Raw genomic sequence first — 23394 nt, forward strand, 5'->3', positions numbered from 1 at the left:
TTATATGCTTATTACATTTCTTTCATCAATCCCTTATTCCCTTTTGTAATAATGGATTCATAATCGATGTATTCATAGATGTCTTCTTCCATGTGGTCGCTGAAGTTTTTGAGTTCGCCTACTGTCAGGTCCTCGATCGCTTTATTTTCCTGTTCACAATAAATGATGATTTTACCGACGATTTCATGCGCGTCGCGGAATGGCGTACCTTTTGCGACTAAATAGTCCGCTACTTCTGTCGCATTCAAGAATCCACCTTTAATTGCAGCTTTCATATGCTCTGCATTGACTTGTAGAGTGTCGATCATTTTAGACATAATTTCTAAGCAGTCAAGAACAGTATCCAATGCATCAAAGAATTGTTCTTTGTCTTCCTGCATGTCTTTATTATATGTTAATGGCAAACCCTTCAACGTCGTCAGTAAAGCGAATAAAGAACCATATACTCGTCCTGTTTTACCACGGATCAGTTCTGCCGCATCTGGATTTTTCTTCTGAGGCATTATACTACTTCCTGTTGAGTAAGCATCTGAAATCGTGATAAAGCGGAACTCTTGGCTACTCCAAAGAATAAGCTCTTCACTCAATCTACTCATGTGCATCATGATTAACGAGAAGTCGGACATCAATTCTATTAAATAGTCACGATCGCTGACACCGTCTAGAAAGTTATCTACCGGCTTATCGAACCCTAGTAATGAGGTCGTCACTTGGCGATCAATATCATGCGTCGTACCGGCAAGTGCACCACAGCCAAGTGGATTTTCATTCAAAATCTCGGCCGCATTTTGCACACGTTTTTTATCGCGTTTGAACATTTGTGCATAAGCACCTAGATGATGTCCGAAAGTGACGACCTGCGCGCGTTGCAAATGTGTGTAGCCCGGCATAATAACGTTGTTTGCTCTTCCCTTTGCTTCAAGTGAATCAATTAAGACTTGCAGCGCATCCATCACGACAGAAGTTTGATTTCTAGCATACTGTCTCATATCGACTGCTACTTGATCGTTTCGGCTGCGGGCTGTATGCAATTTCTTACCCGTCTCCCCTACTCGCTCTGTGAGATTCATTTCAATAAACGAATGAATATCTTCATAATTGCCTTCGATTTGCAATTCACCCGATTCGATATCCGCCAAAATCGACTGCAAACCATCCACTAGCAATTCACCTTCTTCAGGTGACAATAAATCTGAATGAACTTGCATCGTTACGTGTGCGATACTACCTGCGATATCCTCTCTATATAAACGATAATCAACGGGTAAAGAGCTATTAAATTTCTCCATGATTTCATCTGCTTTACTACTAAAACGACCGCCCCAAAGCTTCATTATTCATCAAACCTCTCAATTCGTATTTTTATACGTATCATTGTATAGAAATTATGTTCATCATGATCTTGTATCTTTTCTATTCTTTTATTTTGACACAGTAGACGACATTTTTCTACTCTGAGTAATGTAGTACATTCTTGCATAAACCGTATAGCTATGGGATAATGATTGAACTACAAATGAATGAGTGATGACAATGAGAAACTTTGTCCCAATCCAACAATTAAAATCATGTATGACCTCGCCCAAATTAAGCGAGGTTTTTTTGTTGCTTCGAGGAAACACTGTTAGAGGAGGGAAACATTTATGACCATTCAAGTACGTGAGCATTCCACTTCTGCGATTATGGCTATCTGGATCAGTTTATTGAGTAATGTGATTTTGACTATATTAAAACTGGTCGTCGGATTTGTTTTTAGAAGTCCGGTTTTACTTGCGGATGGCTTTCACAACGCAGGTGATGTGGTAGCTTCTGCAGCCGCACTGACTTCCATGCAAATTTCAAAACGTCCTGCAGATGAAGATCATCCATATGGACACGGCAAAGCGGAAGTCATTGGTTCAAGCATAGTCGCTATTATTTTAGGGTTAGCTGCAATCTATATTGCTTTCGAAGCGATCATGGCCTTATTTGAAGATCCTGCAACAGCAAGTAGGATCGCCTTACTCACCGCGTTCGTGTCATTAATTTGGAAGTATTTACTCTATATTTATACAATACGTATAGGTAAAGCAGAAAACAGTAAAGGGCTAATTGCGACGGCATATGACCACTTAGCTGATGTTTATGCTTCACTTGCTGCAGTAGTAGGTATTGGACTTGCCTTAATCGGAGATGCTTACGAATGGCCGCTACTCACGTATGGAGATCCCATCGCGGGTATTATTGTCTCTATTCTGGTCTTTAAAATCGCTATGGAGATCGGTAAAGAGAGTATTGATATATTGATGGAAAAAAGCGTCTGTGATGAGCGTTTAATCGCGTTTGAAGAATTGATTCATTCCATTCCGGAAGTAAAACGAATTGATCGCTTGCGCGCAAGAGAACATGGACATTATGTATTGGTTGATATTCGAATCGGTATTAATGGTGATTTGACGATACAAGAAGGCCATATTATCTCGAGTAGATTACGTAATTTGATCATGGCGAAAAATGAAGACGTGGATGAAGTATTAATTCACTTAAATCCGTGGTATCCCGAAAAACAATCCGGTATACTTACTAACGAGGAGTGAATAAAATGAGTACAGTAACAATCAAAACAATAGAAGTATGTGTAAAGGAAACAGAGGAAACCGTACGCTTTGCAGATGAGCGTTTTTTACAAGAACCCATCTCTTATTTGAAATCTAATATAGCTGAATTTCTTTTTGTCGAGTCCCCTGACTTCGATGAGATCAAAGTGGATTCGCTGGCACTTGAAGTAGATGACATTTTCAAAACGTATATGGCATTATTTGGTTTGCAAGGTAAGAAAAAAGAAGGCGAAACTATTCGTACATTTATTGAGGAAAAACTTCAGCATAATCTACATGGCTTTAGTATTTCTTTTTCCGACAATGAAGGCTTCTGGGAATTAAATATTCCGCTTGATTCTCTCAAAGGGTTTGATGAGACGATGCCTATTCAAGATGCACTACAACTTCTGTTTGAAGTACTTGGCGATTTGCATAAAATGAGAGCAAATAACTAATGGCTTCGCAATTTATATATACGTATATTCGGCACCGCGATGAAAAGGAATTATGTCGAATGGAAATGCGAGCGTTTTTCGGTTATGACGTAGAAGACAACGTGATTATAAGTGATATTGGCGTTGATCCGTCACGAAGCCCGTTCATACAAACGCGACTCGAAATCTTACTGGATGCAGACAGTTTAGAAATGCTGGCAGACAAAGCTTCTAAGCTGGAGACCGATCAATTATTTAAGACCGTCTGCTTGAATGATATGACGCTATCAACGACAGCTAAAATTGGTCATGACACGCGTCGTGAAATTGAGCGTACAATTGGATTGCAGATCAAAGGCGAGCCTGAACTTGACCATCCTGAAGTATTCATCGGGATTATGCAATTAGACGGTCGTTGGTACGCAGGAAATGTGCTTTACAGTTCTTCTGACTGGCATGTTCACCAGCAGAAGCCCCACATGTATTCCACTGCGCTTGGTACACGTCTCGCTAGAGCTGCCGTCAATATTGCAGTACCGCACCCTGAAGGGAAACGCGTCATCGATCCTTGCTGTGGAATCGGCACTGTCCTTGTTGAAGCATTATCTATGGGAATCCCTATTGAAGGTCGCGATATTAATCCGCTTGTCGTCTATGGCTCAAGGAAAAACATCGACTACTTCAATTTAGAAGGCAATGTCACAATAGGTCCAATTGCTGAAGTTGACGAAGAATACGATGTGGCCATTATCGATATGCCGTATAATTTATTTACGCATATTACAGCAGAAGGCCAACTCGAAATTTTGAAAGAAGCTCGACGTTTTGCCAAAAGCTGTTTAATTATTACGATTGAAAATATGGATGAAATGCTCGAAATTGCTGGATTTGAGATAGCGGATCGTTGCCTTGCACATAAAGGTACGTTTTCGCGTGAAGTTGTCCTATGTAAATAATGAAAGACGAGTGAGTTTTTCTCTCACTCGTCTTTTTCATTGTGTATAACTATTTTCTGAAATATGATAAAGACAGATTGGAGGTACGATTATGAAACGTTTTATAACAGCAATTATAGCCGCTATCTTTTTCGCAATTATTTATTCAGCCATTTCCTATGTACCTGAATCACAGCGCGAACCGAATACCTATTATTTTGGGTACGCTGAAACAATGGTATTTGTCATGTTATACGCAGGGCCTATCTTTTTACTGATTGGAATTCCGCTATCTATCATGATTGATAAATTAATGAAAAATAAAAAGTCGCAGTATGTAAAGAAGCTAGTTTTCTATTCAGTGGCTGGTCTTCTAATTGGCGCATTATTCCCTCTGATTCTACTGCCCGGACTGAATTCCGTGTCGCTGATTGTCTTATATGCCGGTATTGGTCTCATGGCAGCAAATATTTATTTTCACACATTACTCTTATTGCCTCCTCGTAATAACATTTCAATAAATAAGGAGACATAATACGATTCGTTTACGTATACAAAAACAGTAAAGAAAATGTAATAGTTTCTACTGACTTGGATATCCTACTTATATTTTTTATTGGAAGAGTGTGAATTTTGTAAAATAGGGGAAACAAAAGTATCAGAGCATTTATTTATCACGTCATTCTTTTTTACAGTGAGCTCTTATTACTATCCAAGGAGTGAAGTCTATGTTTATTAGTATTATGAAGCTTTTGAGTGTCCTCTATCTATGGACATGGTTCGTCTGGCCGTTCGTTTTTGTTATTTCTATAATTTATGCGATCAAGGAGCTCGTGCAGGAAGAACCTGCATTTATGAAGCCGGCCATTATTGCGTCGGTATCCTTGCTAATCATCCTCTCAGGAATCGCATCCCCTGCCTTGTTTTTATGAGTCTTTGAAAAGAAGCGATCGAAGTTATGGTTTTATGACTTCGATCACTTTTTTGTTCTTATTTTTTGATATGGAAAATGTGCATCAACTGGAGCTTCCATCCCCACGCAAACACTATTTAGTGCTCCTCTTCCAATACTCCCAACCAACACAAAAAAAGGATGCCCAGTTAGGACATCCTTTTAAATAGTACTTATTTAGTCAATGACACCGTATAATCCGCAAGCAAACGTGCTCCGTAGCCCGTTGCTGACTTCGTATAATACCCCTTTGACTTCTGCTTATCCATAACGCCGGCCATGTCGACATGCAACCAGTTGTTCTTCGGTGCGAACTTACGCAAGAAGAGACCAGCTGTGATCGAACCTGCCACAGTTAGAGAACTCATATTGTTGCAATCTGCATAGGCGCTATCAAGTGTTTCTTCATACTCATCAATTAAAGGAAGTGGCCAAACGAAGTCACCGTTTTGATCGCCAATTTTTTTCATTTTATTAGACAACTCTTCGTCACCAAACACTCCGCCTACTTCCGTACCAAGCGCTGCCACAACTGCGCCAGTCAATGTAGCGATATCCACAGTGTAGTCTGCGTTTAATTCACCTGCGCGAATCAATCCGTCAGCTAAAATCAAACGGCCTTCTGCATCGGTATTACCGACCTGTACGCTAATACCATTCTTGTATTGAATCACTTCTCCCGGCATAACAGCATCAGGTCCAGGTGTATTCTCAACCATTGGAATCAGCACGACAACATTCACTTTTGCATCTGAATGAGCTAGAAGTGATAAGGCACCGCTCACAGCAGCTGATCCGCCCATATCCATACGCATATCACTGTCGTCACGTCCGCCTTTCAAGCTAATACCACCCGAATCATACGTTACGCCTTTTCCGACAAGAGCAACAAGTGGCTTTGATGCATCCGTCTGCAAAGTCAGTTCTACGAATGAAGGCTCGTATTTACTACCGCGGCATACCGTTAATACACCATTCATTTCGCGTTCTTCAATTTCTTTTTTACCAAGAACATCGATTTTCACTTTTGTCCCTTTGAAATGATCTTTTAATACTTCTGGGTATGTCTCTGGATTGAGCACATTGGAAAGTTCATTCATTAAGTCACGAGAAAATGCCATAGCTGCTGCACGCACTTCTCCTGATTTGACTGCTTCTTTGTCTGCACCTTTAACATCTAACGTAGTGACAGGGTCCGCTTTTTTAGATTGATAGCGGTCAAAGTTGTAGGCACCAAGATGCCATCCTTCGACGAAAGCTGTGACTGCTTCATCTTGAGACGACCACTTATGTCCTAGCTGATCTGCTTGAATCGAGGCAGAATCTACTTTTTGTGCCGCAAGACTGCGAGAAATTTCACCTGCAATACAGCGAATTGCATCTGCTGTTTTCCATTCTTTATTTTTTATAACGACTAGCTGTTTTCCATCATGTACAAACGTGGAAAATCCTCCAGCTTGATTGTCGACAAATTGTTTCACCAACAGGTTCTTCGTTATTTGTGCATCAGTTGCGAATAAAATTTCTACATTAATTTTCATAGTCATAATAGCTCCCTTCACTATTTCGGTTTCCTAAATAGTTTATCACTTTTTACCTGATAGCGCTAAGAAGAGAGTTGCCAGCGGTCCTAAAAACAAAGAAAGTATAAACCAGTTCAATCCACTTCTATTTTTCCCTTGCGCTAATACTGCATTAATTAAAGCTAACGTGCCCCATCCTACAAAATATCCTTCATTCATTTTTCATCACTCCGTTATCTAGTTGTATAGTATGTATACGATATACCTAACAGGTTGGTTTCATTTGTAGCTTTTAACGCAAAAAAAGGAACATCCATGATGTCCCTAGTGTTTCTCATAGCTTTATTAGCTCCCTATTGATGTAGGGGCACTATCATCAGTCGCATTTTTGAAATTCTGATTACCGACTTTTGCTCGTACTTCTTCTTCTGTTAACGGCGGTGGAATTGCGTGTTCTGCCAACTCTCTGCTTTCAAGTGGAATTTCAACGTTCTCCATGGCAGCATTCTTCGCATCCATTTCGCGCCCATATTGCTCACGTTGCTCTGCAGTCGTTTGTTGTTCTTTTGATAAATCAGCCATTTCATCACCTCAATCGTACATTTTTACTTATCTTTCCCGTTATTTGTTATACTAAACCTATTAAGTGTAGAGGAAGGAGAGGTACTACGTGACAACGATTTTAGTAGATGCGGATGGCTGTCCAGTAATCAACGAAACGATTGCGATTGCTAAAGAGTACGACCTACCTTGTGTGTTAATATGTGACACTGCACATGAAATGCACCGGGAAGGCGCAGAAACAATTACTGTTTCCAAAGGTGCCGACGCAGTCGATTTTGTATTGGTGAACCGTATAAAAAAAGGGGATATCGTCGTCACTCAAGACTACGGATTGGCCGCTATGGCATTGGCCAAACAAGGATTACCACTTGACCAGAACGGTAGATGGTATACAAATGACAATATTGATCAATTACTCGCGGCACGTCATAAAGCTCAGAAAATCCGCCGGGCAGGAGGTCGTTTACGAGGTCCCAAAAAACGAACTGCTGAGCAGAATGAAGGATTCATTACTAGTTTGCGTGAATTATGTAAAACCATTCAACCTTAAATTAGACCATATTATACAACAAGAGATCGCAAAGAGTACTTGCGATCTCTTGTTGTATAATCTTTACGGCTTTACGAGAATAACTAAAACATCAGAGTCTTCTACTGCGTGTAAACTATGTCTTTCTAACGGTACCATATGCAAGACATTATCTGGTGTGACATCCACCGGCTCGCCTTCCACTATGAACCGTACCTTTCCTTTACGCACGATGATGAATACTTCTTTATTCGCATCATGCTCAGCTACTTCCTCTCCTGTACGCAATTGAATATTCATAAAAGTTGCATTGTCGACATTCGCTACTTTCTCCACATGCTTTTTCTTTTCAGACAGCTGATTTTTTGTGTCAATTAAATTCATCAGTCTTCTCCCCTTTCAGAATTTCTTGCATAATCAGTTCATACGATTTTAGTTTATCATGAAAGTTATATGTAATAGAAACGAGCATGATTTCTTCTGCTCCAAAATCTTGCGCTATTTGTTCCAACTGCCTACGAGCTGATTCTGGTGTCCCTACAATCATACGCTCACGGTTTAATTGAACCAACTCCCGTTCCAGTTGACTATATGGATATGCTGCTGCTTGTTCTGGTGAAGGTGTACCTTCTACTTTCATTCCTTGCTGTTGCATAATCATTAACAGATCCAATGAAGACGCAATCCAGTCTGCCTTTTCTTCCGTCTCTGCACAAAACAAAAATACTGCTACCGCTTGTTTAGGTGAAGACGTAAACGCAGAAGGTTTAAAATGCTCTCGATAAAACTTCGCTGCTGCCCTTCCCCCTTCACTATTGATAAATTGTGCAAACATGTAAGGTAAACCTTTTTGAGCCGCTAAACTCGCTGACTCTTTGCTTGTGCCCAACATCCAGACGGGTGGTGCATTATTTGTCAGTGGAGTTGCTTTCAATCCTTCATATGGATGATCCTTAGGTAATGCGTCATGAAGATACATGTGCAAGTCATCAATTTGTTGAGGATATTGATCGCGATTCAGATATTCACCGTTATTGAGAGCATAAGTAGCTCGAGGCATTCCCGCTGGTGCTCGCCCTATACCCGCATCAATTCTCCCAGGAAACAAAGCTTCTAACACTTTGAAGTTTTCCGCCACCTTATAAGGGGAATAGTGAGGTAGCATGACACCGCCTGACCCGATTCGGATAGTCGAAGTGACTGTAGCCAAATGCGCCATCAGAATTTCAGGGGATGAACCTGCTAGAGTTGGAGCATCGTGATGTTCAGACACCCAAAAGCGGCTATAGCCTAGTTCTTCGGCTTTCTTCACCAAGAAAGTAGTTTGCTGAAAAGCTTCATGGGCATCACTGCCGGATGTAATGGGAGATTGATCTAATATACTTAATTGTATCTTCAAGACAAGTCCTCCTCTTCTATTGCATATAGTTTACAAGAAGCCACGGCATAATTCACTGCTCAAGCTCGCCATCAATTTAAACGGAGGTAACCCTATGCCAATCATCCAATCTGTTAGTACAGTCAGCCCACCTGTTGATTTGCCACAGGAAGAGGCTATGACATTTGCTCGTTCTTTATTTTCGGATTCATTTAAAGATATAGACCGCTTATTACAAGTGTTTCAAAACGGTGAAATTGACTCACGACAAGTATGTATGCCATTAGAATGGTACGCGGAGCCACATGATTTCGAAACAAAAAACAACTTATATATTCAACATGCTATTTCACTTGGTAAGCAGGCGGTCGAACAATGCCTCAACAATACGACAACACTGGAGCGCCCAGTGAATGCAGCTGAAATTGACGCGATATTCTTTGTTTCAAGTAGTGGAATCGCCACACCAAGTATCGATGCACGTCTTATTAATCAATTACCATTTAGACATGATATTAAACGTATCCCTATTTGGGGCCTCGGTTGCGCAGGTGGAGCTTCGGGTATGAGCCGTGCTTTTGATTACTGTAAAGCCTATCCTGAATCAAATGTTCTCGTTCTCGCTATAGAGCTTTGCAGCTTAACATTTCAACGAGACGATGTATCAAAAAGTAACTTGGTCGGTGTATCGTTATTCTCTGATGGTGTAGCTTGCGCACTTGTTTCTGGAGAACAGACCACCGTCAAAAGCACGCGTCCGATGCCTCATATCCGTGCAACTTCTTCACGATTTATGCCTGACTCAGAGGACGTGATGGGCTGGGATATTAAAAACGACGGCTTGCATGTTGTATTTTCAAAGAGTATTCCAAACGTTATTAAGAGTTGGTTAGGACCATTTGTCCATCAATTCGTGGAAGAACATGATCTTTCAATGGAAGATGTACAGCATTTCGTTGCGCATCCTGGAGGTAAAAAAGTGTTAGATGCGTATCAAAAAGCACTGGATATGGATCAAGAGCAAACTGCTACGTCGAAAAAAGTATTGCAATATCACGGAAACATGTCGTCTCCTACTGTGCTCTATGTACTTAAGGATTTTATCGAACAACAGCCTGTTAAAGGGGAATACGGTTTAATGGCAGCACTTGGACCAGGTTTCTGCGGAGAATTATTATTGTTGGAGTGGCAATGAGATGAGCAGGCTATTCCTGTTCGTTTTTATCATCGTCGTCATTCAACGGTTAGTCGAATTGGTCGTCGCTAATCGCAACGAGAAGTGGATCCGCAATCAAGGTGCAATAGAAATCGGCGCGTCTCACTATAAATGGATGGTTTTAATGCATACTGCATTTTTCATTTCCTTGCTAGTCGAAGTTCTAGTATTCGACCGTCCACTCTCACCATTCTGGAGCATCTTACTCGTAGTCTTCCTATTGATGCAAGTACTGCGTGTCTGGTGTCTATCGTCGTTAGGAAAGTTCTGGAACACTAAAATTCTCATACTACCTGGAGCGAACGTACAGAAAAAAGGACCTTACCGTTGGATTCGTCACCCCAATTATGTCATTGTAACAACTGAACTAATTGTATTGCCTTTACTATTCAGTGCGTACTTCACGGCGGCACTATTTCTATTGCTGAATGTCTGGATGCTGTCCGTCCGGATTCCTACTGAAGAACGCGCACTACGAGAACTGACAAATTATAATGAAGTGTTTTAATGAAAAAAGAATGAAGACAAATCCTTGATAACGAGGACTTGTTTTCATTCTTTTCATTTTTTCATTAATGTTTGCCCATAAAAACACGTAGGTAGTTGACCATAAGTGTCACATAATATCATGATGTCATGTGACTTATTCAGTCTTTATTTTATTCACAAGCTCGTCCATCTTTATTGCCATCCATCTGTTCTTTATATGCCGGGTGACCTTTTTTAACGCCCTTCGGATATACTTGACGAAGCTCTGTACAGTTCTTGAAGTCCTGCGTTTCACCGTATACAGGGATCTTCACAGAATCTGCAGGATATTTTTCACTGTCAAAACCTCGGTCTGTGGCGTAGTCTTCCAACGTCCAAATTCCGATACCTGACTTTTTCGCTTGTTGCTCGGCTTTTTCAAACGCATCCAAATGCCGTGTGTTCGGTGGATACACATAAGCGACTCTTGCCAATCCTTCTTTCAATAACTGTTCTTGCACACTCTTGCCGTCTACGTAAATATACGCCAATAATCTGTCGTATTTATCATATTTCCCACCTACATCAAACTCGATTTCGAGCTGACCTTTTTGCAATAGTTCCTGATTCCGAACCTTTGATTGTTGTCCATACGGCTGCTTGCCAAGACGTGGATGATTTGTTTCGGGTGTATCAATTAATAAATATCGCACATTTTGTTCTTTACCCTCGTACATGATTTTGATCGTATCGCCATCAATTGTTTTAACTAGTTCGACAGGAATTAAACCTTGACGACTCGGTTCTTTTTCTTCATCGTCAAATAGCTCTGGGAAATATATAGCTACAATCGCAATTCCTACTGCGATTAAGAATGAAGTAATCATTTTCTTACGTTTATTTTGCGCCGTTTTTTGCGTTGTTTTGTTATTCATCAGAACCTCTTTTCTATAAGCCAAAACCTAAAAAGGCCAAGCCTATTCCTACTGTGAACGTTACTAGTGTATAACCGACCGCTCGAATCTTCTGACCTTCAGTCCAGTACGTCCAGATTTCTTTCATTAAGGTAGAATAGGTCGTTAAAGCACCTGCTACACCAGTAGCCCAAAATAACGTCCAACCGTATGAAAGGTTTGAACCGATGATCCAACCGATGAAGAAACTGCCAACTGAATTAACAAGTAGTGTTCCATACGGTAAACGGTCACGATTGAGCTTGGAGGATATCTCGAAACGTAAAAGCGCTCCTATAAATCCGCCACAACTTACTGCGATAAGATGCCAGATTATGACAACCGCCTCCTAGCCAAGAAAAATCCAAGCGCCGCCATAGCTAATCCACCTACTACACTAGTACTTACGTAGACACCTGCAAGTACATGAAATCCATCACGTAGCAATTCAACGGTTTCTACACTGACTGCGGAAAACGTCGTGAATGCACCGAGGAATCCCGTAGTTATAACTGTCACTGCTAGAGGGCTAAGACTTCCTACAAGACGTGCACGTTCCACAATATAGCAAAGGATAAACGTCCCTATCATGTTGATCGTGAAGGTCGCCACAGGAAAAGAACCGCTGATGATCAATAGCTGACCAATCAGCAGTCTTGTGCTTGCTCCAATAGCTCCAGCCACGCCTATGTACAGTCTTTCACGACCGGCATTCATTCGATAATATATCCAAGAGAATGCAGCACATTATTGATGAATGATTGTGTATATAAATAGACCCCTTCTTGTTCAGGTGCCTGGATGACGTCGTGTTGAACGTCTTTCCATCGCTTCCATTGAAGTTCGGATAAATTTTGTGCGAATGCCCATTTACGTGTGTAATCGGTATTGGTGATTTGATCTGCTTCTCCTGTATGAAGTAACATAGGTACATCTTGAATGATTAAATCTGGTTGCAAGACGGATTTCATCAGTGTTTGCAACTCGCGATACCAACCACCCGTAACGATCGGTACATACATCGGATCTTCCGCATATTGCTCCAAGAATTCGGGATTACGCGATAAAAGTTCGGGTGTAATTTCATGATCCAACGTCATCGATTGAGACCATTTCGTAAACATTTTCGCACGAATGGGCGGATGATGTTCTAGATGTAGCCAAGGTGATGTACAGATCACTCCAGCGCATTCAATTCGTTCCATTTGCAATAAACGAAGTAAAAATGTTGCGCCTAATCCATGTCCAAATAAAAACACAGGTAGATTATCATCTAAACCACTACGAATCATTTTCTTGATAAATCTGCGATAATCCTTAAATGCTTCAGCATGTACTTCCACGCTTTCTTTACCATGACCCGGTAAGTCTCCTGCTACAACATGGAAACCATCGCTTTGAAATTTCTGTATGAGCCACGCATATCTTCTATGATGTTCATAAGCGTTATGTACAAGTACAATAACACCTTTCGCCTTACCTTCTGCTTCCCATTTCCACAAAGATATCACTCCTAATCAGACTATCTTATTCTATCTATTTCATTCTTATGTTTCGCAATAACTAAATGTTTGTTAGGATAAATTATACATGATTATTTAGAAAAGAGGAGATTTGATTGATTTATCCATACGAAGGTAAATTACCAAAAATTGACCCATCCGTTTATATTGCTGACTACGTAACGATTTCCGGTGATGTAACGATTGGACCGGAGTCATCTATATGGTTCAACACGGTAATCCGTGGGGATGTATCCCCTACTATTATTGGCAAAAAAGTAAATGTGCAAGATTTCTGCTGTTTACATCAAAGCCCAAAATTCCCACTAATTCTTGAAGATGACGTGACAATTGGTCATAAAGCGATGTTGCATAGTTGTACGATCAAAACTGGAGCACTTGTCGGTATGGGCGCCACCGTACTCGATGGAGCTGAAGTAGGTGAAGGTGCTTTCATCGGTGCTGGTAGTTTAGTGACGCCTGGCAAGAAAATTCCACCGAACACTTTAGCCCTTGGTTCACCGGCACGTGTTGTCCGTGAATTGACTGATGAAGATCGCGCAGACATGACAAGAATCGTAAATGAGTATGCACGTAAAGGTCAATTATATAAAGCGTTACAAGAAAATAATTAATCGTGGCGCCCGTGACAAGCGGACGCCTTGTCAAGTACATCCCTTTATATAATACATACTTCATTAACATATCATAGATTAACAGACGGTTCGCATGGCCCGCCTTTTAAACTCATAAGAAGTTTACTTGCTGTAATCTAATTAATTACAAGTTTTCACTATATATATGACTTAGGATTGACCCGAAATGTTTCTACTACTTAAAAAACCAGTAATTTACATGTATTTTTAGAAACAAAAAAGCAGCCAAAGAGCTGCTTTTTTGTTGTACTTATTTCCAGCCTACTTCATTCATCAATTCTACAGCTTTCGGATTGTACTTGCCATAGTCTGCGAAGTCCACTTTTTGTGGTGTGAATGTACCCCATTCAGCCATTACTTCTGGTAATTTAGCTTCTTCGTTCACAGGGAACTCAAAGTTTTCTTCTGAGACTTGTTCTTGTGCTTCGGCAGTCGTTAAATACTCAATCAACTTCACTGCATTGTCTTTGTTTTTACTGTGCTTAATTAAGCCAGCTCCACTAATATTAATATGTGTTCCTGTTGTTTCTTGGTTCGGGAAGAACACGCCGATCTGGTCGAACACTTTCACATCTTCTGCTTCGTCTGAAACCGACATACGACCTACATAGTAACTATTCATAATTGCTACGTCACCAACACCTGCAACGATTGCACGTGCTTGGTCGCGGTCTCCGCCTTCAGGCTCACGCGCTAAGTTATCCGCAATTCCTTGCGCCCACTCTTTAGCCTTTTCTTCGCCATCAATTGCGATCAATGACGCCATTAATGATTGGTTATACAAGCTGTCAGATGAACGAACAAGTAATTTGTCTTTCCATTTGTCTGTTGCAAGATCTTCGTAAGTAGATAATTCTTCAGGCTTCACGCGATCTTTTGAATAGACAATCACACGTGCACGAGTAGATAATCCAATCCATTGGTTGTCTGTGTCGCGAAGCTCGGCTGGTACTGTTTTTTCAATTTCTTCAGATTCAACCGGTTGCAATAGACCTTCTTCTTTTGCAGTGTTCAAGATCCCGCCATCAACCGTGATGAATAGGTCGGCAGGTGTATTTTGCCCTTCGCGTTTTAAACGCTCCATCAATTCCGGTGCTTTTGCTTCGATCACGTTTACTTTAATGCCAGTTTGCTTTGTAAAATCTTCATAAAGAATGGCATCTACGTCATAATGTCTAGCTGTATAGACGTTTACTTCTCCATCTGTTTTCTCATCTTTTTTTGCATCTGTTGCATCTTCAGCAGGAGTTTCCTCTTTTGCTGGGTCTTCCTTTTGTTCCTCTTTATCTGAACTTGCGTTACATGCGCCCAAAATTGCTGCAAGCATTAGTAGAGCGAATGCCCATAAAAACTTTTTCAAATGTTTTTCTCCCCTTATCTTCTCACTCATCTCACCTATTATACACGGTAATGAGAATCATTTTCATCGTTAAAGTGATTGTAATACAATTCCGAGTATAAGTCGAGCTTTCATCTTTCTTTTATTTCTGTAAATATAAAAAGAGAGCCCGAAGTTTATCTGGCTCTCTCTAGTACAACGTTATAAGGTTACAGTCTCTTTATCAGAACCAACATATGATGCACAATCAATATAAATTGTCCGATCACAAATTGCGTCCACATCCGCTTGATCATGAGAGACGAATAGACACGTGATATTCGCTTTTTGCAAAATATCTCGTACTTCCATTCGAATCAACGATTTTAGATTCGTATCCAGATTACTGAATGGTTCATCCATCAACAGAATGGAGGGTGAAGGTGCCAATGCTCTGGCAAGTGCTACACGTTGCTGTTGTCCCCCACTTAGTTCATGGGGATAACGCTTTGCGAAATCACGCAATTGGACTAGTTCTAACATTTCATCCAAGCGTTCCTTTCTTTCGGCCCGCTTTAATTTATGCAAGCCAAAGCAAATGTTTTCGCTTACTGTCAGATGAGGAAATAATGCATAGTTCTGAAACACCATTCCCACACCGCGCTTTTCTGCTTCTATATACGTGTTGTCTCCTACTATGAGTCTGCTGTCGAGTTCAATACTGCCCCCCGTAGGATCTTCCAAACCTGCAAGTAATCGCAGTAATGTGCTTTTCCCGCTACCGCTCGCACCTACAATCCCGATAATCTCCCCTTTTTCAATCGTAAATGAAAAGCGATCAATAACTGGCGGCTGTTTTTTTGAATACTGAAATGATAAGTTTTGAATGTCCACGAACATATTTCTCACTTCTCCTCAAATTTCAAAATAATAATCACCGACACGATGCTTAAACAAATTAATAACAAGGAGGATGGAGCCGCTTCATAAATTCGTTCATCAATCGCGTATTGATAGGTTCGTGTCGCAAGCGTATCAAAGTTAAATGGGCGTAATAATAAAGTCAGAGGCAATTCCTTCATAATTTCAAGGAAGGCTAGAGCGAATCCAATTAAAATCGAACCACGTAATAATGGAAACTCCACTTTCCAAAACGTGTATGTTAAACCGCGCCCTAATAAGAATGATGCTTCTCGGTAAGACGGGGGAACTTTCGTATAACCCGATTCAATTGCATTAAACCCTTGTGCCATAAAACGTATAACGTATCCTGTGATCAACATAGCAATCGACATGCTTAAGACAAGTGTGCCCGATTCTACACCGAATAACTTTGGATAAATAAATGCTAGTTTCTCATCTAACGTAATAAATAACGCAAGGACACCTATTGCGACGACCGCTCCCGGTACTGCATAACCGGACGTCATAATACGCGCAAGTAAATTAGACGAAGTCGATGGATACAAGTTAATCGTACGAGCAGCCAAGATTGCAAAGAAGCTAATAATTAATGCACCGATAAAAGCAGCCAATAAACTATTGGTTATTAAACTGATAAAGTCCGAGCGCCATACTTTTTCATATGTTTTTAGTGACCAATAGATCAGTTGAACAAAAGGAATTAAAAAGGCACTCAAGAAAATAATAGAACAAGAAAGGAATGCTAGCCAAGCAGTCCAGCCACGTAACTTTTTGCGTGCGAGTGGTCTGCTCTGTGTCACGTTCGTATCATACTTCCGACCTTTGCGTAAAAAACGCTCGAGCATGAAAATCCCCAATATAATGACAAGCAACCAGGCAGCCAATCGCATAGCTGCATTGATATCATACATCCCGAACCACGTCTGGAAAATCGCCGTCGATATCGTTCGTACACCAAAGAAACTGGCTACACCATAATCACTTAATACTTCAAAGATGACTAGCATCGATCCTCCAATAATCGCAGGTCGTGCAATGGGGAGTGCCAAACGGAAAAACATTTGTATACCATTCAAACCAAGAGTTTTAGCGCTCTCAATATAGGAAGCGCTTTGTTTTTCAAAATAATTGAGCGCAATCATATAGACATAAGGATAAAGAAATAATGTGAGAACAAAAATCGCTCCACGCAGTGACATAATCTCAATTGCGCCAGGTGTAAATTGATAATCAAAATGATTACGGAAAAACGATTGGATGACGCCCGTATAGCTTGTCATCGTGCTATATGTGTAAGCCGCTATATACGGCGGTATAGCTAAAGGTATAATTAATAGCCATTTAAACTGCTTACGAAATGGAAATTCATATGCTGCAATGATCCAAGCCAGCACCAATCCGATAGTCGTCGAGAGGATTCCGACAGAACCAACTAAAATAACTGACCCTTTTATATAGTCAGCAAGCAAAAATTCTTTAATATGTTCCCAGTTCTCGCCAGTCGGCTGGAAGAAACTTAATACCACATAAGCGACGGGCATAATAATAACGAGTGCGCCAAGCATAGTAATGATGAACCAGCTATTTGCCCGACGACGAATCTCTCTTAGCCATATAGATGTTTTCATATACGATAATACCAACTTTACTACGCACAGTGGCGGTTATGATGTTAATTAATTATAACTTGCATAATGATAGTCACTCTTAAGTATATACAATATCCGTATGCTTTCCAATGTTTTCACAAGAATTCAACAAATCTATGCTATTTATGTTCTACAAAATAAATATTCCTAAACTAATAGTTTTACAGTAAAATCCCGGTATAAAAAAATGAAGACAAACTCATTTTTTGGAGTTTGCCTTCATATAAAATACTATAGATAAAATTTACGTTAAATATTCTATACTAAGCTAGCTTCTCATTTTCTTTTCTAAAGAAACCGAAGATCCCTACTGTTTGTACGATATTCGTGAAGGCCTGCGGATCTGTTTCGTTGATAATCCGTTCCAAATCGTATAGTTCATATCTTGTGATAACAACATACAGCATATTCTTATCTTCTTTTGAGTAAGCACCTTTAGCAGGTAGTATGGTGATTCCTCGTACCATTTGACGATGGATTGCTTGTTGGAGATCGTCTGCTTTGCGTGTGATGATCATCGCGGTTACTTTTTCATGTCGCGTATGAATCATATCAATCACTGACGTCGTAACGTATAGCGCAACCATTGTGTAAAGTGCGTTTTCCGGTTCATATAAAATACCTGCGAATACGATAAGAATACCGTTTAGTAATAAAAAGTAGACACCGATTGGTTTATCCTGCATACGGGATAGAATCATCGCAACGATGTCCATTCCTCCAGTAGATGCACCTAGCTTTAAGGATATCCCTACACCGACACCCGCCAGTACTCCACCAAATACCGCATTCAGCATAATGTCATCTGATATAGATCGTAGTGGCAACAATTCAAGAAATAGTGTTGCAAACGCAACGGATAATATACTGTAAATCGTGAAACCTTTTCCTACTTTAAACCAACCAAGAATAAAGACTGGTATGTTGAAAAGCAATAATAAAACACCTGTACTGACGGTCATATCCAAGTGGTCCTTTAGAACACTGGATACTAACTGGGCTGCACCCGCAAACCCACTTGCATAGACATTTGCATTGATAAGAAAGAAATTTAATGATAGAGCCATAAGTAGCGATCCTATAATTACAACCGTCACCCGTTTTGCTTCAATGAAAAACATAGCGACCTCCTATGGTAAATAACAATTTAATGCACGAACTAGATTATATCTATTCTTCCCTCATAATGGTACCCCTAAGCAACATTTAACACAAAAACAGCCATTTAACATGCAATTTCTTCTCCTCTCTGTCATTACTATGCCACCCATTCGTCATTTGCTCTACTACTATTACAGTTCACAAAAGTCACGTCTGTCAAAGTAAATAATGAAGCACTCGATGCTATTTCATCAGTTTATGGATTCATTTCGTAATCAGACAAAATATGCTTCCAACCGAATGTTTTTGTCAATTAGCGTCGTATATGATAGCATCCACCCTTAATTCTATCGCTATTGTAAATCTACTATAAATCACAAGTCCCTATTACACTACCCCAATAACACAAATCAATTATTCGGACAGTCCGAAAGTTCCAACTATAGATTATACGGTTTAATTCAAAGAAATATCGGCTATATTTAGAGGGGGAATCAAGGAGGAAATGTACGATGAAAACAAACAAAAAGGTAAGTGAATCAAAACGAGACAAAATGATTGAGGAGCTCGTTTCAAATGGGGTATTTAAAATTGATGGGAAACAACTGTACGAATTACCGCTTCAATTATTAAAGCAGGAATATGAAGCTTTCGGACAAACTGACATTCAAATGTAAATAAAAATGAGACGCGTCCAATTGGGCACGTCTCATTTTTATTTACGCTTCTATCGTTGAAACTTTAGATTTTCTTAAAATCTTATACAGAATGATGAGTAAAACCGAAATCCCTAGCACAATTCCTATCACGGAATATTGGAAACGAATTGTCGGGAAGCCTGCTAGTTTAGCAATTCCGTCCAATATTAAAGGCGAACTGAACTGACCGATAAAAATGGAACTCGATACTATCGCAATCACACGGTCACTATGAAGTGGATTGACCAAACTTAATGCTTTAACGTTAATCATAGGGAACAAAATTCCTTGTCCAAAACCAATTACGCATGTACAAGCTAAAATGAGTGGGACAGAATGACTTAAAGCCAAACCAGTGAATGCAATCCCCATTAAGAATATACTGATTGGCATGATATAAGATTTCAAGATATCTTGTAGCTGAATCAACGTCAGGCTAGTAATCATCCCCCCTACAGTTGTAAAAGAAATCACTGTTCCTGCCAATGCTGAGCCACCTATATTGCTTTGCTCCAAGTAGAGTGCCATATTCGTGGCAACCGAATAGTAAACTAGCATAATACCTGCGGAAGCAGCTGCATAGCCAAAAACAGTTAGCGGCATTTTCCGTTTCTCTACACTCTTATCTTGTTTGAGCGGTGTGTCTTTCGGCAAGAATATAAAGACCAGAATGAAAATCACGACACCCATTAAATACACATTAAACGGAGCTCTCCAACTGATAGCCGCTAAGTAACCTGCTAGCATCATAGTGATGATCCCACCGAAGTTACTGAATGCAGAATTATACCCCATCATCTTCACTTGTTCACGGCCTCTAAAATGATCACTAATTAACGTAATCCCAAGCGGCATGACTAAGCCGACACCAGCTCCTAGCACAAATCGAAAGGCTAGTAGCATTTCAATCGTATTGGTAAACTGTGCGCCTACCCCTGCCAAGACATATATGAATAAGCCGATTAGAGCAACTGTACGTTTCGGTATCCTTGACGTTAACCAACTAGAGATGAATGTAAGTGGAATGATCAATAATGAAGGTGCCGTTAATATTAACTTGATAATTACGGGGCTGGCTTCTGGGAAGTTTGCGGCAATCAATCCAAGGGCAGGAGATATAGCGGCTCCTGCCATTACTGTTGCCATCGAGATAGAAATGATTGTTGGTTTCAACATGCGGTTCATTGGTCATCCCCCTGCTCTGGATGACGTTTTAGTTGGCGTAATACTTTTTCGGCTGACACTTTAATAGGTGAAATCTTGCGAGCATTTGTTAATAATAAGCCATGTACTAATGATAAATGATACACAGCTAATTCTTCTGCATCTCCTTCAATAAACTCCTCAGAAATTTGTCCTTTAATAATAATATGTTCAATTCTTTCGACCATGAATCGATATTTTTCCACAATTTCTTCTTTCACTTCTTGTGTTAAATAATCAGAATACAAAGCTTGCATGATCAGGATATGGCGGTGTACTCCATCACGTAATGAGCCAGAGTGAGTTGCTTCAGTGAGCCATTCCAATTGTTTTAAAGGACTGTCATGTTTTTCCTCTGCTTTATCAACTATATGGACGAATTCAGTTAATAACTCGAGAATCACTGTGACGTACAGGTCTTCTTTTGATTTGAAGTAGTGGTAAAACAAGCCATGACTTTGTTCGGCCTTGTTTGTAATTTCACTAATTTTTGTTGCAGCGTATCCTTTCGTACCAAATAATTCAATCGCGGCTTCTTTTAGTTGTTGCTGTCGATTGTCGCGTAGCTCTTTAAATTTTTCACTTGTTCGAGAAGACATAAGGTTTTTTCAACTCACTTCTTTTATTGATTGACTGACGAGTCAACGCCGAACAGCTTACTGTTCCTATGGGGTCTTGTCAACTAATAATAATTAAAGTGATACCACGGTATCATGAATAAACAGCATAGGTATGCACTTATAGTGGGTTTTTTTTATTTACTTTGCAAAAAAATGAAGAACATGAGACTGGGACATAACTAGGAAATAGTCCGCTCCGGTACACTCCTATATCTTAAAAGTTACTTTTATAAATATGTAGTCAAAAAAATGCACGAAGGAAAAGAATAATCCTTCATGCATTTTTTGGGGTTTAGTCCCAGCCACTTGTTCTCAAGTCCTAAAATAGATGTATTCAATTATTAACGATGTAATCTTTTTTCAACATCTTCTACAATGTCTTGTACGGAGTTGCCTTCAACGCTTACCACGGGGAAGTCGAATTGGTCGATGTTGACATCGCTCAAGGCACGTACTACGCCCATATCATAGCCGCTTACATGTTCATCACTTGCGAACATCTTCACTTCATGTCCTTTTTCCTCTAATGCTTGTTTAATGTCTTCAAATGGTACTTCTACCGCTATTTTCGCCATATCCTATTCCTCCTCCGAATACTACATGTATTCGATTAATGTTTTATATTTTCCCGCTCTTACATAAATCAAACATGACTTATTATGGCATGTTTATAAAACAGTAATACCAAAACGATTGATTTCGCGGAAAATGGGTATTTTACTGTTAGAGCTATTGAATCATTAGAAGAACTTATAGAAGGAGTCGACACGATATGTTCGGTTTAGCGGATCTCCTTAGCTTGGTCATTTCAAGTTTTATCATTCTACCTGTCGTTACGTTTATAAGGGAAGCTGGTTATTTTATAATTAGTGGTCTCTTCGGTGTGAAAAATGCCAGACTCACTATTGGATCTGGACCCAGGCTTTTTAAATTTGGTGTTTTAGATATACGAAAATATTATCATGTAAATAGCTGGTTTTCTTTTGATTCAGTAAAGAGAAAAAGTAATTTCGTGTATATATGTATATATGCTGGGCCGATTTTGATTAACGTGATCGTGGCAGTCACAATAAATGCGCTGATTGCAAATGGCTTTCTTGAAGAGTCCAAAACATTTTGGAGTCGTTTTATATTCTACGCCTTCTATTTCGTTTTATTTGACTCCATTCCAATGAAAACCGTAAATGGTAAACCGAATAACGGTATGATTATTTATGAACTTGTACGATATGGCAAACGCATCGATTTCAATGAAGAGCCCCTGATTGTCGGGACAACAGAAGCAGAAGAAATGTATCAGGAAGAAATGGAGAAAATTGAAAAAGTAAAGGAAGAAATTAAAGAAGAGATCATAAAAAATGATAGCGTCCCTCCTGACAAGAAAGGATGAGTTGATGATTGTACGTGAACACGAGAAAACATTTAGCTTTGTGCAACAACATCATCATGGACACCTAGCCGGTGAATTAATGAAACACTGGAAAAAGGATATGTTTCCTGAAGATCAATGGCGTCATTCCGTATTGACTGCCATTCGTAACCACGACATCGGCTGGGCTCCTTTTGATAAACAGCCTTTTTGGAATGATGCGAAGTCGGTACCTTTTCGATTCACTGACTTCCCACTTCCCCCTAAAACAGTACTTTATCGTCAAGGAATCGATGATGTAGAAAAGATTGACCACTATGCAGCCATGCTTTGTAGTCTTCATTATGAACAGTTTATACAGAGTAATAACAAAAAAGAAGCTAAGCTATTTATCGAGGGAGAACAGAATCGTCGTGAACGATTGTGTAAAGAAATCAAGGGTTTTGATAAGGAATTATTTGAAAAGCATTTTGCTTTGCTTCAGCTTGGAGATAACTTTTCCTTATATTGTTGTGTGAATGATCCAGGTGTCGACAAAGCGAATGAACATGTATTCTTTCGCGACGGCATTCCTTCAACAGGCATTTTCCCTGCATTACCGATAGGACGAATTGGGATCTATTTTGCAGATCAGCACACTATTAAGGTGGAGGTTTATCCATTTCGCTGTTCGTTTGATGTGGAAGTGAAGCAAAAGAACGTGTTGAAACAAGATATTAAGGATAAAGGATTGCAAGTAGCTTATGAAGAGGCAGATTATGAATTGATTCCTTTTCATATTACGCCGGCAAATAAATAAAAAATGCAGAAAGAGGAAATGTTT

General features: G+C 39.9%; 29 protein-coding genes. 12 read left to right on the forward strand and 17 right to left on the reverse strand.

Going from position 1 to position 23394, the window contains the following annotated elements; genetic code table 11:
- Positions 1-11 precede the first annotated feature (11 nt).
- On the reverse strand, positions 12-1334 hold the full coding sequence (gene argH / locus CSV76_RS03690) for an argininosuccinate lyase (protein ID WP_085426728.1): 1323 nt from the start codon (positions 1332-1334) through the stop codon (positions 12-14).
- A 309-nt stretch (positions 1335-1643) separates the two neighbouring features.
- Here argH and CSV76_RS03695 point away from each other — a divergent pair, with 309 nt between their 5' ends.
- The 5 genes from CSV76_RS03695 (at position 1644) to CSV76_RS03715 (ending at position 4880) form a co-directional block, all read left to right on the forward strand.
- The gene (locus CSV76_RS03695; protein WP_099624771.1) at positions 1644-2576 is read left to right on the forward strand and encodes a cation diffusion facilitator family transporter; all 933 of its coding nucleotides are present in this window, start codon (positions 1644-1646) and stop codon (positions 2574-2576) included.
- A 5-nt stretch (positions 2577-2581) separates the two neighbouring features.
- On the forward strand, positions 2582-3034 hold the full coding sequence (locus CSV76_RS03700) for a hypothetical protein (protein WP_085426730.1): 453 nt from the start codon (positions 2582-2584) through the stop codon (positions 3032-3034).
- Positions 3034-3969 (forward strand): TRM11 family SAM-dependent methyltransferase, encoded by a 936-nt coding sequence (locus CSV76_RS03705; RefSeq protein ID WP_099624772.1) that lies wholly within the window; start codon positions 3034-3036, stop codon positions 3967-3969. Before CSV76_RS03700 ends, CSV76_RS03705 begins: the two co-directional genes overlap by 1 nt.
- A gap of 91 nt (positions 3970-4060) precedes the next feature.
- On the forward strand, positions 4061-4483 hold the full coding sequence (locus CSV76_RS03710; protein WP_099624773.1) for a hypothetical protein: 423 nt from the start codon (positions 4061-4063) through the stop codon (positions 4481-4483).
- A gap of 193 nt (positions 4484-4676) precedes the next feature.
- Positions 4677-4880: a hypothetical protein gene (locus CSV76_RS03715; RefSeq protein ID WP_085426733.1), complete on the forward strand. Its 204-nt coding sequence runs from the start codon at positions 4677-4679 to the stop codon at positions 4878-4880.
- A gap of 193 nt (positions 4881-5073) precedes the next feature.
- Here the strand turns inward: CSV76_RS03715 and CSV76_RS03720 are convergent, their stop codons facing one another.
- The 3 genes from CSV76_RS03720 to CSV76_RS03725 form a co-directional block, all read right to left on the reverse strand.
- Positions 5074-6441 (reverse strand): leucyl aminopeptidase family protein, encoded by a 1368-nt coding sequence (locus CSV76_RS03720; protein WP_085428978.1) that lies wholly within the window; start codon positions 6439-6441, stop codon positions 5074-5076.
- A gap of 45 nt (positions 6442-6486) precedes the next feature.
- Positions 6487-6642, reverse strand: a complete 156-nt coding sequence (locus tag CSV76_RS17515) for a hypothetical protein (protein ID WP_169535198.1) — start codon at positions 6640-6642, stop codon at positions 6487-6489.
- A gap of 126 nt (positions 6643-6768) precedes the next feature.
- Entirely contained in the window at positions 6769-7005 is a 237-nt protein-coding gene (locus tag CSV76_RS03725) for a hypothetical protein (protein ID WP_099624774.1), read from the reverse strand.
- A gap of 88 nt (positions 7006-7093) precedes the next feature.
- Between CSV76_RS03725 and CSV76_RS03730 the strand changes: the two genes are divergently transcribed.
- Entirely contained in the window at positions 7094-7537 is a 444-nt protein-coding gene (locus CSV76_RS03730; protein WP_085426735.1) for a YaiI/YqxD family protein, read from the forward strand.
- Positions 7538-7600: 63 nt separating this feature from the next.
- Here the strand turns inward: CSV76_RS03730 and CSV76_RS03735 are convergent, their stop codons facing one another.
- Both CSV76_RS03735 and CSV76_RS03740 read right to left on the reverse strand, forming a co-directional pair.
- Complete coding sequence (locus tag CSV76_RS03735; RefSeq protein ID WP_099624775.1) at positions 7601-7900, reverse strand: cupin domain-containing protein; 300 nt, start codon at positions 7898-7900, stop codon at positions 7601-7603.
- On the reverse strand, positions 7887-8915 hold the full coding sequence (locus CSV76_RS03740; protein WP_099624776.1) for an LLM class flavin-dependent oxidoreductase: 1029 nt from the start codon (positions 8913-8915) through the stop codon (positions 7887-7889). Before CSV76_RS03740 ends, CSV76_RS03735 begins: the two co-directional genes overlap by 14 nt.
- A 94-nt stretch (positions 8916-9009) precedes the next feature.
- Between CSV76_RS03740 and CSV76_RS03745 the strand changes: the two genes are divergently transcribed.
- Both CSV76_RS03745 and CSV76_RS03750 read left to right on the forward strand, forming a co-directional pair.
- Positions 9010-10089, forward strand: a complete 1080-nt coding sequence (locus CSV76_RS03745) for a type III polyketide synthase (RefSeq protein ID WP_099624777.1) — start codon at positions 9010-9012, stop codon at positions 10087-10089.
- Between the two features lies 1 nt (position 10090).
- Positions 10091-10618 (forward strand): isoprenylcysteine carboxyl methyltransferase family protein, encoded by a 528-nt coding sequence (locus CSV76_RS03750; RefSeq protein ID WP_099624778.1) that lies wholly within the window; start codon positions 10091-10093, stop codon positions 10616-10618.
- Positions 10619-10769: 151 nt separating this feature from the next.
- On the opposite strand, the gene CSV76_RS03755 is transcribed toward CSV76_RS03750, so the two are convergent.
- From CSV76_RS03755 to CSV76_RS03770, 4 genes are read right to left on the reverse strand one after another with little or no spacing between them, the layout of a single operon-like run.
- Complete coding sequence (locus tag CSV76_RS03755; protein ID WP_099624779.1) at positions 10770-11513, reverse strand: thermonuclease family protein; 744 nt, start codon at positions 11511-11513, stop codon at positions 10770-10772.
- A 13-nt stretch (positions 11514-11526) separates the two neighbouring features.
- Positions 11527-11868, reverse strand: a complete 342-nt coding sequence (locus tag CSV76_RS03760) for a fluoride efflux transporter FluC (protein ID WP_099624780.1) — start codon at positions 11866-11868, stop codon at positions 11527-11529.
- A complete protein-coding gene (locus CSV76_RS03765) occupies positions 11865-12248 on the reverse strand; it encodes a fluoride efflux transporter FluC (RefSeq protein WP_099624781.1) in 384 nt (127 codons plus the stop codon). The genes CSV76_RS03760 and CSV76_RS03765 overlap by 4 nt, the downstream gene beginning before the upstream one ends.
- Entirely contained in the window at positions 12245-13042 is a 798-nt protein-coding gene (locus CSV76_RS03770) for an alpha/beta hydrolase (RefSeq protein WP_232319581.1), read from the reverse strand. Before CSV76_RS03770 ends, CSV76_RS03765 begins: the two co-directional genes overlap by 4 nt.
- Positions 13043-13149: 107 nt before the next feature.
- On the opposite strand from CSV76_RS03770, the gene CSV76_RS03775 reads away from it, so the two are divergent.
- Positions 13150-13668 carry a gamma carbonic anhydrase gene (locus tag CSV76_RS03775; RefSeq protein WP_099624782.1) on the forward strand — a complete coding sequence of 173 codons (519 nt, stop codon included), beginning with the start codon at positions 13150-13152 and terminating at the stop codon, positions 13666-13668.
- 271 nt (positions 13669-13939) lie between these two features.
- Here the strand turns inward: CSV76_RS03775 and CSV76_RS03780 are convergent, their stop codons facing one another.
- The 4 genes from CSV76_RS03780 to CSV76_RS03795 all read right to left on the reverse strand — a co-directional run bounded on the left by CSV76_RS03780 (position 13940) and on the right by CSV76_RS03795 (position 18701).
- Complete coding sequence (locus tag CSV76_RS03780) at positions 13940-15079, reverse strand: Fe(3+) ABC transporter substrate-binding protein (RefSeq protein ID WP_369823278.1); 1140 nt, start codon at positions 15077-15079, stop codon at positions 13940-13942.
- Between the two features lie 150 nt (positions 15080-15229).
- Positions 15230-15907 (reverse strand): ABC transporter ATP-binding protein, encoded by a 678-nt coding sequence (locus CSV76_RS03785; protein WP_085426745.1) that lies wholly within the window; start codon positions 15905-15907, stop codon positions 15230-15232.
- 5 nt (positions 15908-15912) lie between these two features.
- Entirely contained in the window at positions 15913-17559 is a 1647-nt protein-coding gene (locus CSV76_RS03790) for an ABC transporter permease (protein WP_085426746.1), read from the reverse strand.
- A 284-nt stretch (positions 17560-17843) separates the two neighbouring features.
- Positions 17844-18701 carry a YitT family protein gene (locus CSV76_RS03795; RefSeq protein WP_085426747.1) on the reverse strand — a complete coding sequence of 286 codons (858 nt, stop codon included), beginning with the start codon at positions 18699-18701 and terminating at the stop codon, positions 17844-17846.
- Positions 18702-19193: 492 nt separating this feature from the next.
- On the opposite strand from CSV76_RS03795, the gene CSV76_RS03800 reads away from it, so the two are divergent.
- Positions 19194-19358 carry a Fur-regulated basic protein FbpA gene (locus tag CSV76_RS03800; RefSeq protein WP_085426748.1) on the forward strand — a complete coding sequence of 55 codons (165 nt, stop codon included), beginning with the start codon at positions 19194-19196 and terminating at the stop codon, positions 19356-19358.
- Positions 19359-19400: 42 nt separating this feature from the next.
- On the opposite strand, the gene CSV76_RS03805 is transcribed toward CSV76_RS03800, so the two are convergent.
- The 3 genes from CSV76_RS03805 to CSV76_RS03815 form a co-directional block, all read right to left on the reverse strand.
- On the reverse strand, positions 19401-20564 hold the full coding sequence (locus tag CSV76_RS03805) for an MFS transporter (RefSeq protein WP_233204395.1): 1164 nt from the start codon (positions 20562-20564) through the stop codon (positions 19401-19403).
- On the reverse strand, positions 20561-21181 hold the full coding sequence (locus tag CSV76_RS03810; RefSeq protein WP_099624783.1) for a TetR/AcrR family transcriptional regulator: 621 nt from the start codon (positions 21179-21181) through the stop codon (positions 20561-20563). The genes CSV76_RS03805 and CSV76_RS03810 overlap by 4 nt, the downstream gene beginning before the upstream one ends.
- 362 nt (positions 21182-21543) lie before the next feature.
- Positions 21544-21777 carry a YkuS family protein gene (locus CSV76_RS03815; protein WP_085426750.1) on the reverse strand — a complete coding sequence of 78 codons (234 nt, stop codon included), beginning with the start codon at positions 21775-21777 and terminating at the stop codon, positions 21544-21546.
- Positions 21778-21974: 197 nt separating this feature from the next.
- On the opposite strand from CSV76_RS03815, the gene CSV76_RS03820 reads away from it, so the two are divergent.
- Positions 21975-22592, forward strand: a complete 618-nt coding sequence (locus tag CSV76_RS03820) for a hypothetical protein (RefSeq protein ID WP_099624784.1) — start codon at positions 21975-21977, stop codon at positions 22590-22592.
- A gap of 4 nt (positions 22593-22596) precedes the next feature.
- The gene (locus CSV76_RS03825) at positions 22597-23370 is read left to right on the forward strand and encodes a DUF3891 family protein (protein WP_158232735.1); all 774 of its coding nucleotides are present in this window, start codon (positions 22597-22599) and stop codon (positions 23368-23370) included.
- Positions 23371-23394: the final 24 nt, after the last annotated feature.

The organism is Sporosarcina sp. P17b, assembly GCF_002743115.1.
Lineage (GTDB): Bacteria > Bacillota > Bacilli > Bacillales_A > Planococcaceae > Sporosarcina > Sporosarcina ureae_C.

Excerpts from the sequence above, each read along its gene's own strand:
- CSV76_RS03735 (WP_099624775.1), bottom strand. The coding sequence starts at position 7,900 with ATGAATTTAATTGACACAAAAAATCAGCTGTCTGAAAAGAAAAAGCAT.
- CSV76_RS03785 (WP_085426745.1), bottom strand. The coding sequence starts at position 15,907 with ATGTTCGTGGACATTCAAAACTTATCATTTCAGTATTCAAAAAAACAG.
- argH (WP_085426728.1), bottom strand. The coding sequence starts at position 1,334 with ATGAAGCTTTGGGGCGGTCGTTTTAGTAGTAAAGCAGATGAAATCATG.
- CSV76_RS03765 (WP_099624781.1), bottom strand. The coding sequence starts at position 12,248 with ATGAATGCCGGTCGTGAAAGACTGTACATAGGCGTGGCTGGAGCTATT.
- CSV76_RS03750 (WP_099624778.1), top strand. The coding sequence starts at position 10,091 with ATGAGCAGGCTATTCCTGTTCGTTTTTATCATCGTCGTCATTCAACGG.
- CSV76_RS03705 (WP_099624772.1), top strand. The coding sequence starts at position 3,034 with ATGGCTTCGCAATTTATATATACGTATATTCGGCACCGCGATGAAAAG.
- CSV76_RS03790 (WP_085426746.1), bottom strand. The coding sequence starts at position 17,559 with ATGAAAACATCTATATGGCTAAGAGAGATTCGTCGTCGGGCAAATAGC.
- CSV76_RS03700 (WP_085426730.1), top strand. The coding sequence starts at position 2,582 with ATGAGTACAGTAACAATCAAAACAATAGAAGTATGTGTAAAGGAAACA.
- CSV76_RS03805 (WP_233204395.1), bottom strand. The coding sequence starts at position 20,564 with ATGAACCGCATGTTGAAACCAACAATCATTTCTATCTCGATGGCAACA.
- CSV76_RS03715 (WP_085426733.1), top strand. The coding sequence starts at position 4,677 with ATGTTTATTAGTATTATGAAGCTTTTGAGTGTCCTCTATCTATGGACA.
- CSV76_RS03695 (WP_099624771.1), top strand. The coding sequence starts at position 1,644 with ATGACCATTCAAGTACGTGAGCATTCCACTTCTGCGATTATGGCTATC.
- CSV76_RS17515 (WP_169535198.1), bottom strand. The coding sequence starts at position 6,642 with ATGAATGAAGGATATTTTGTAGGATGGGGCACGTTAGCTTTAATTAAT.
- CSV76_RS03710 (WP_099624773.1), top strand. The coding sequence starts at position 4,061 with ATGAAACGTTTTATAACAGCAATTATAGCCGCTATCTTTTTCGCAATT.
- CSV76_RS03755 (WP_099624779.1), bottom strand. The coding sequence starts at position 11,513 with ATGAATAACAAAACAACGCAAAAAACGGCGCAAAATAAACGTAAGAAA.
- CSV76_RS03825 (WP_158232735.1), top strand. The coding sequence starts at position 22,597 with ATGATTGTACGTGAACACGAGAAAACATTTAGCTTTGTGCAACAACAT.
- CSV76_RS03800 (WP_085426748.1), top strand. The coding sequence starts at position 19,194 with ATGAAAACAAACAAAAAGGTAAGTGAATCAAAACGAGACAAAATGATT.
- CSV76_RS03810 (WP_099624783.1), bottom strand. The coding sequence starts at position 21,181 with ATGTCTTCTCGAACAAGTGAAAAATTTAAAGAGCTACGCGACAATCGA.
- CSV76_RS03780 (WP_369823278.1), bottom strand. The coding sequence starts at position 15,079 with ATGAGTGAGAAGATAAGGGGAGAAAAACATTTGAAAAAGTTTTTATGG.
- CSV76_RS03725 (WP_099624774.1), bottom strand. The coding sequence starts at position 7,005 with ATGGCTGATTTATCAAAAGAACAACAAACGACTGCAGAGCAACGTGAG.
- CSV76_RS03720 (WP_085428978.1), bottom strand. The coding sequence starts at position 6,441 with ATGAAAATTAATGTAGAAATTTTATTCGCAACTGATGCACAAATAACG.
- CSV76_RS03745 (WP_099624777.1), top strand. The coding sequence starts at position 9,010 with ATGCCAATCATCCAATCTGTTAGTACAGTCAGCCCACCTGTTGATTTG.
- CSV76_RS03795 (WP_085426747.1), bottom strand. The coding sequence starts at position 18,701 with ATGTTTTTCATTGAAGCAAAACGGGTGACGGTTGTAATTATAGGATCG.
- CSV76_RS03815 (WP_085426750.1), bottom strand. The coding sequence starts at position 21,777 with ATGGCGAAAATAGCGGTAGAAGTACCATTTGAAGACATTAAACAAGCA.
- CSV76_RS03820 (WP_099624784.1), top strand. The coding sequence starts at position 21,975 with ATGTTCGGTTTAGCGGATCTCCTTAGCTTGGTCATTTCAAGTTTTATC.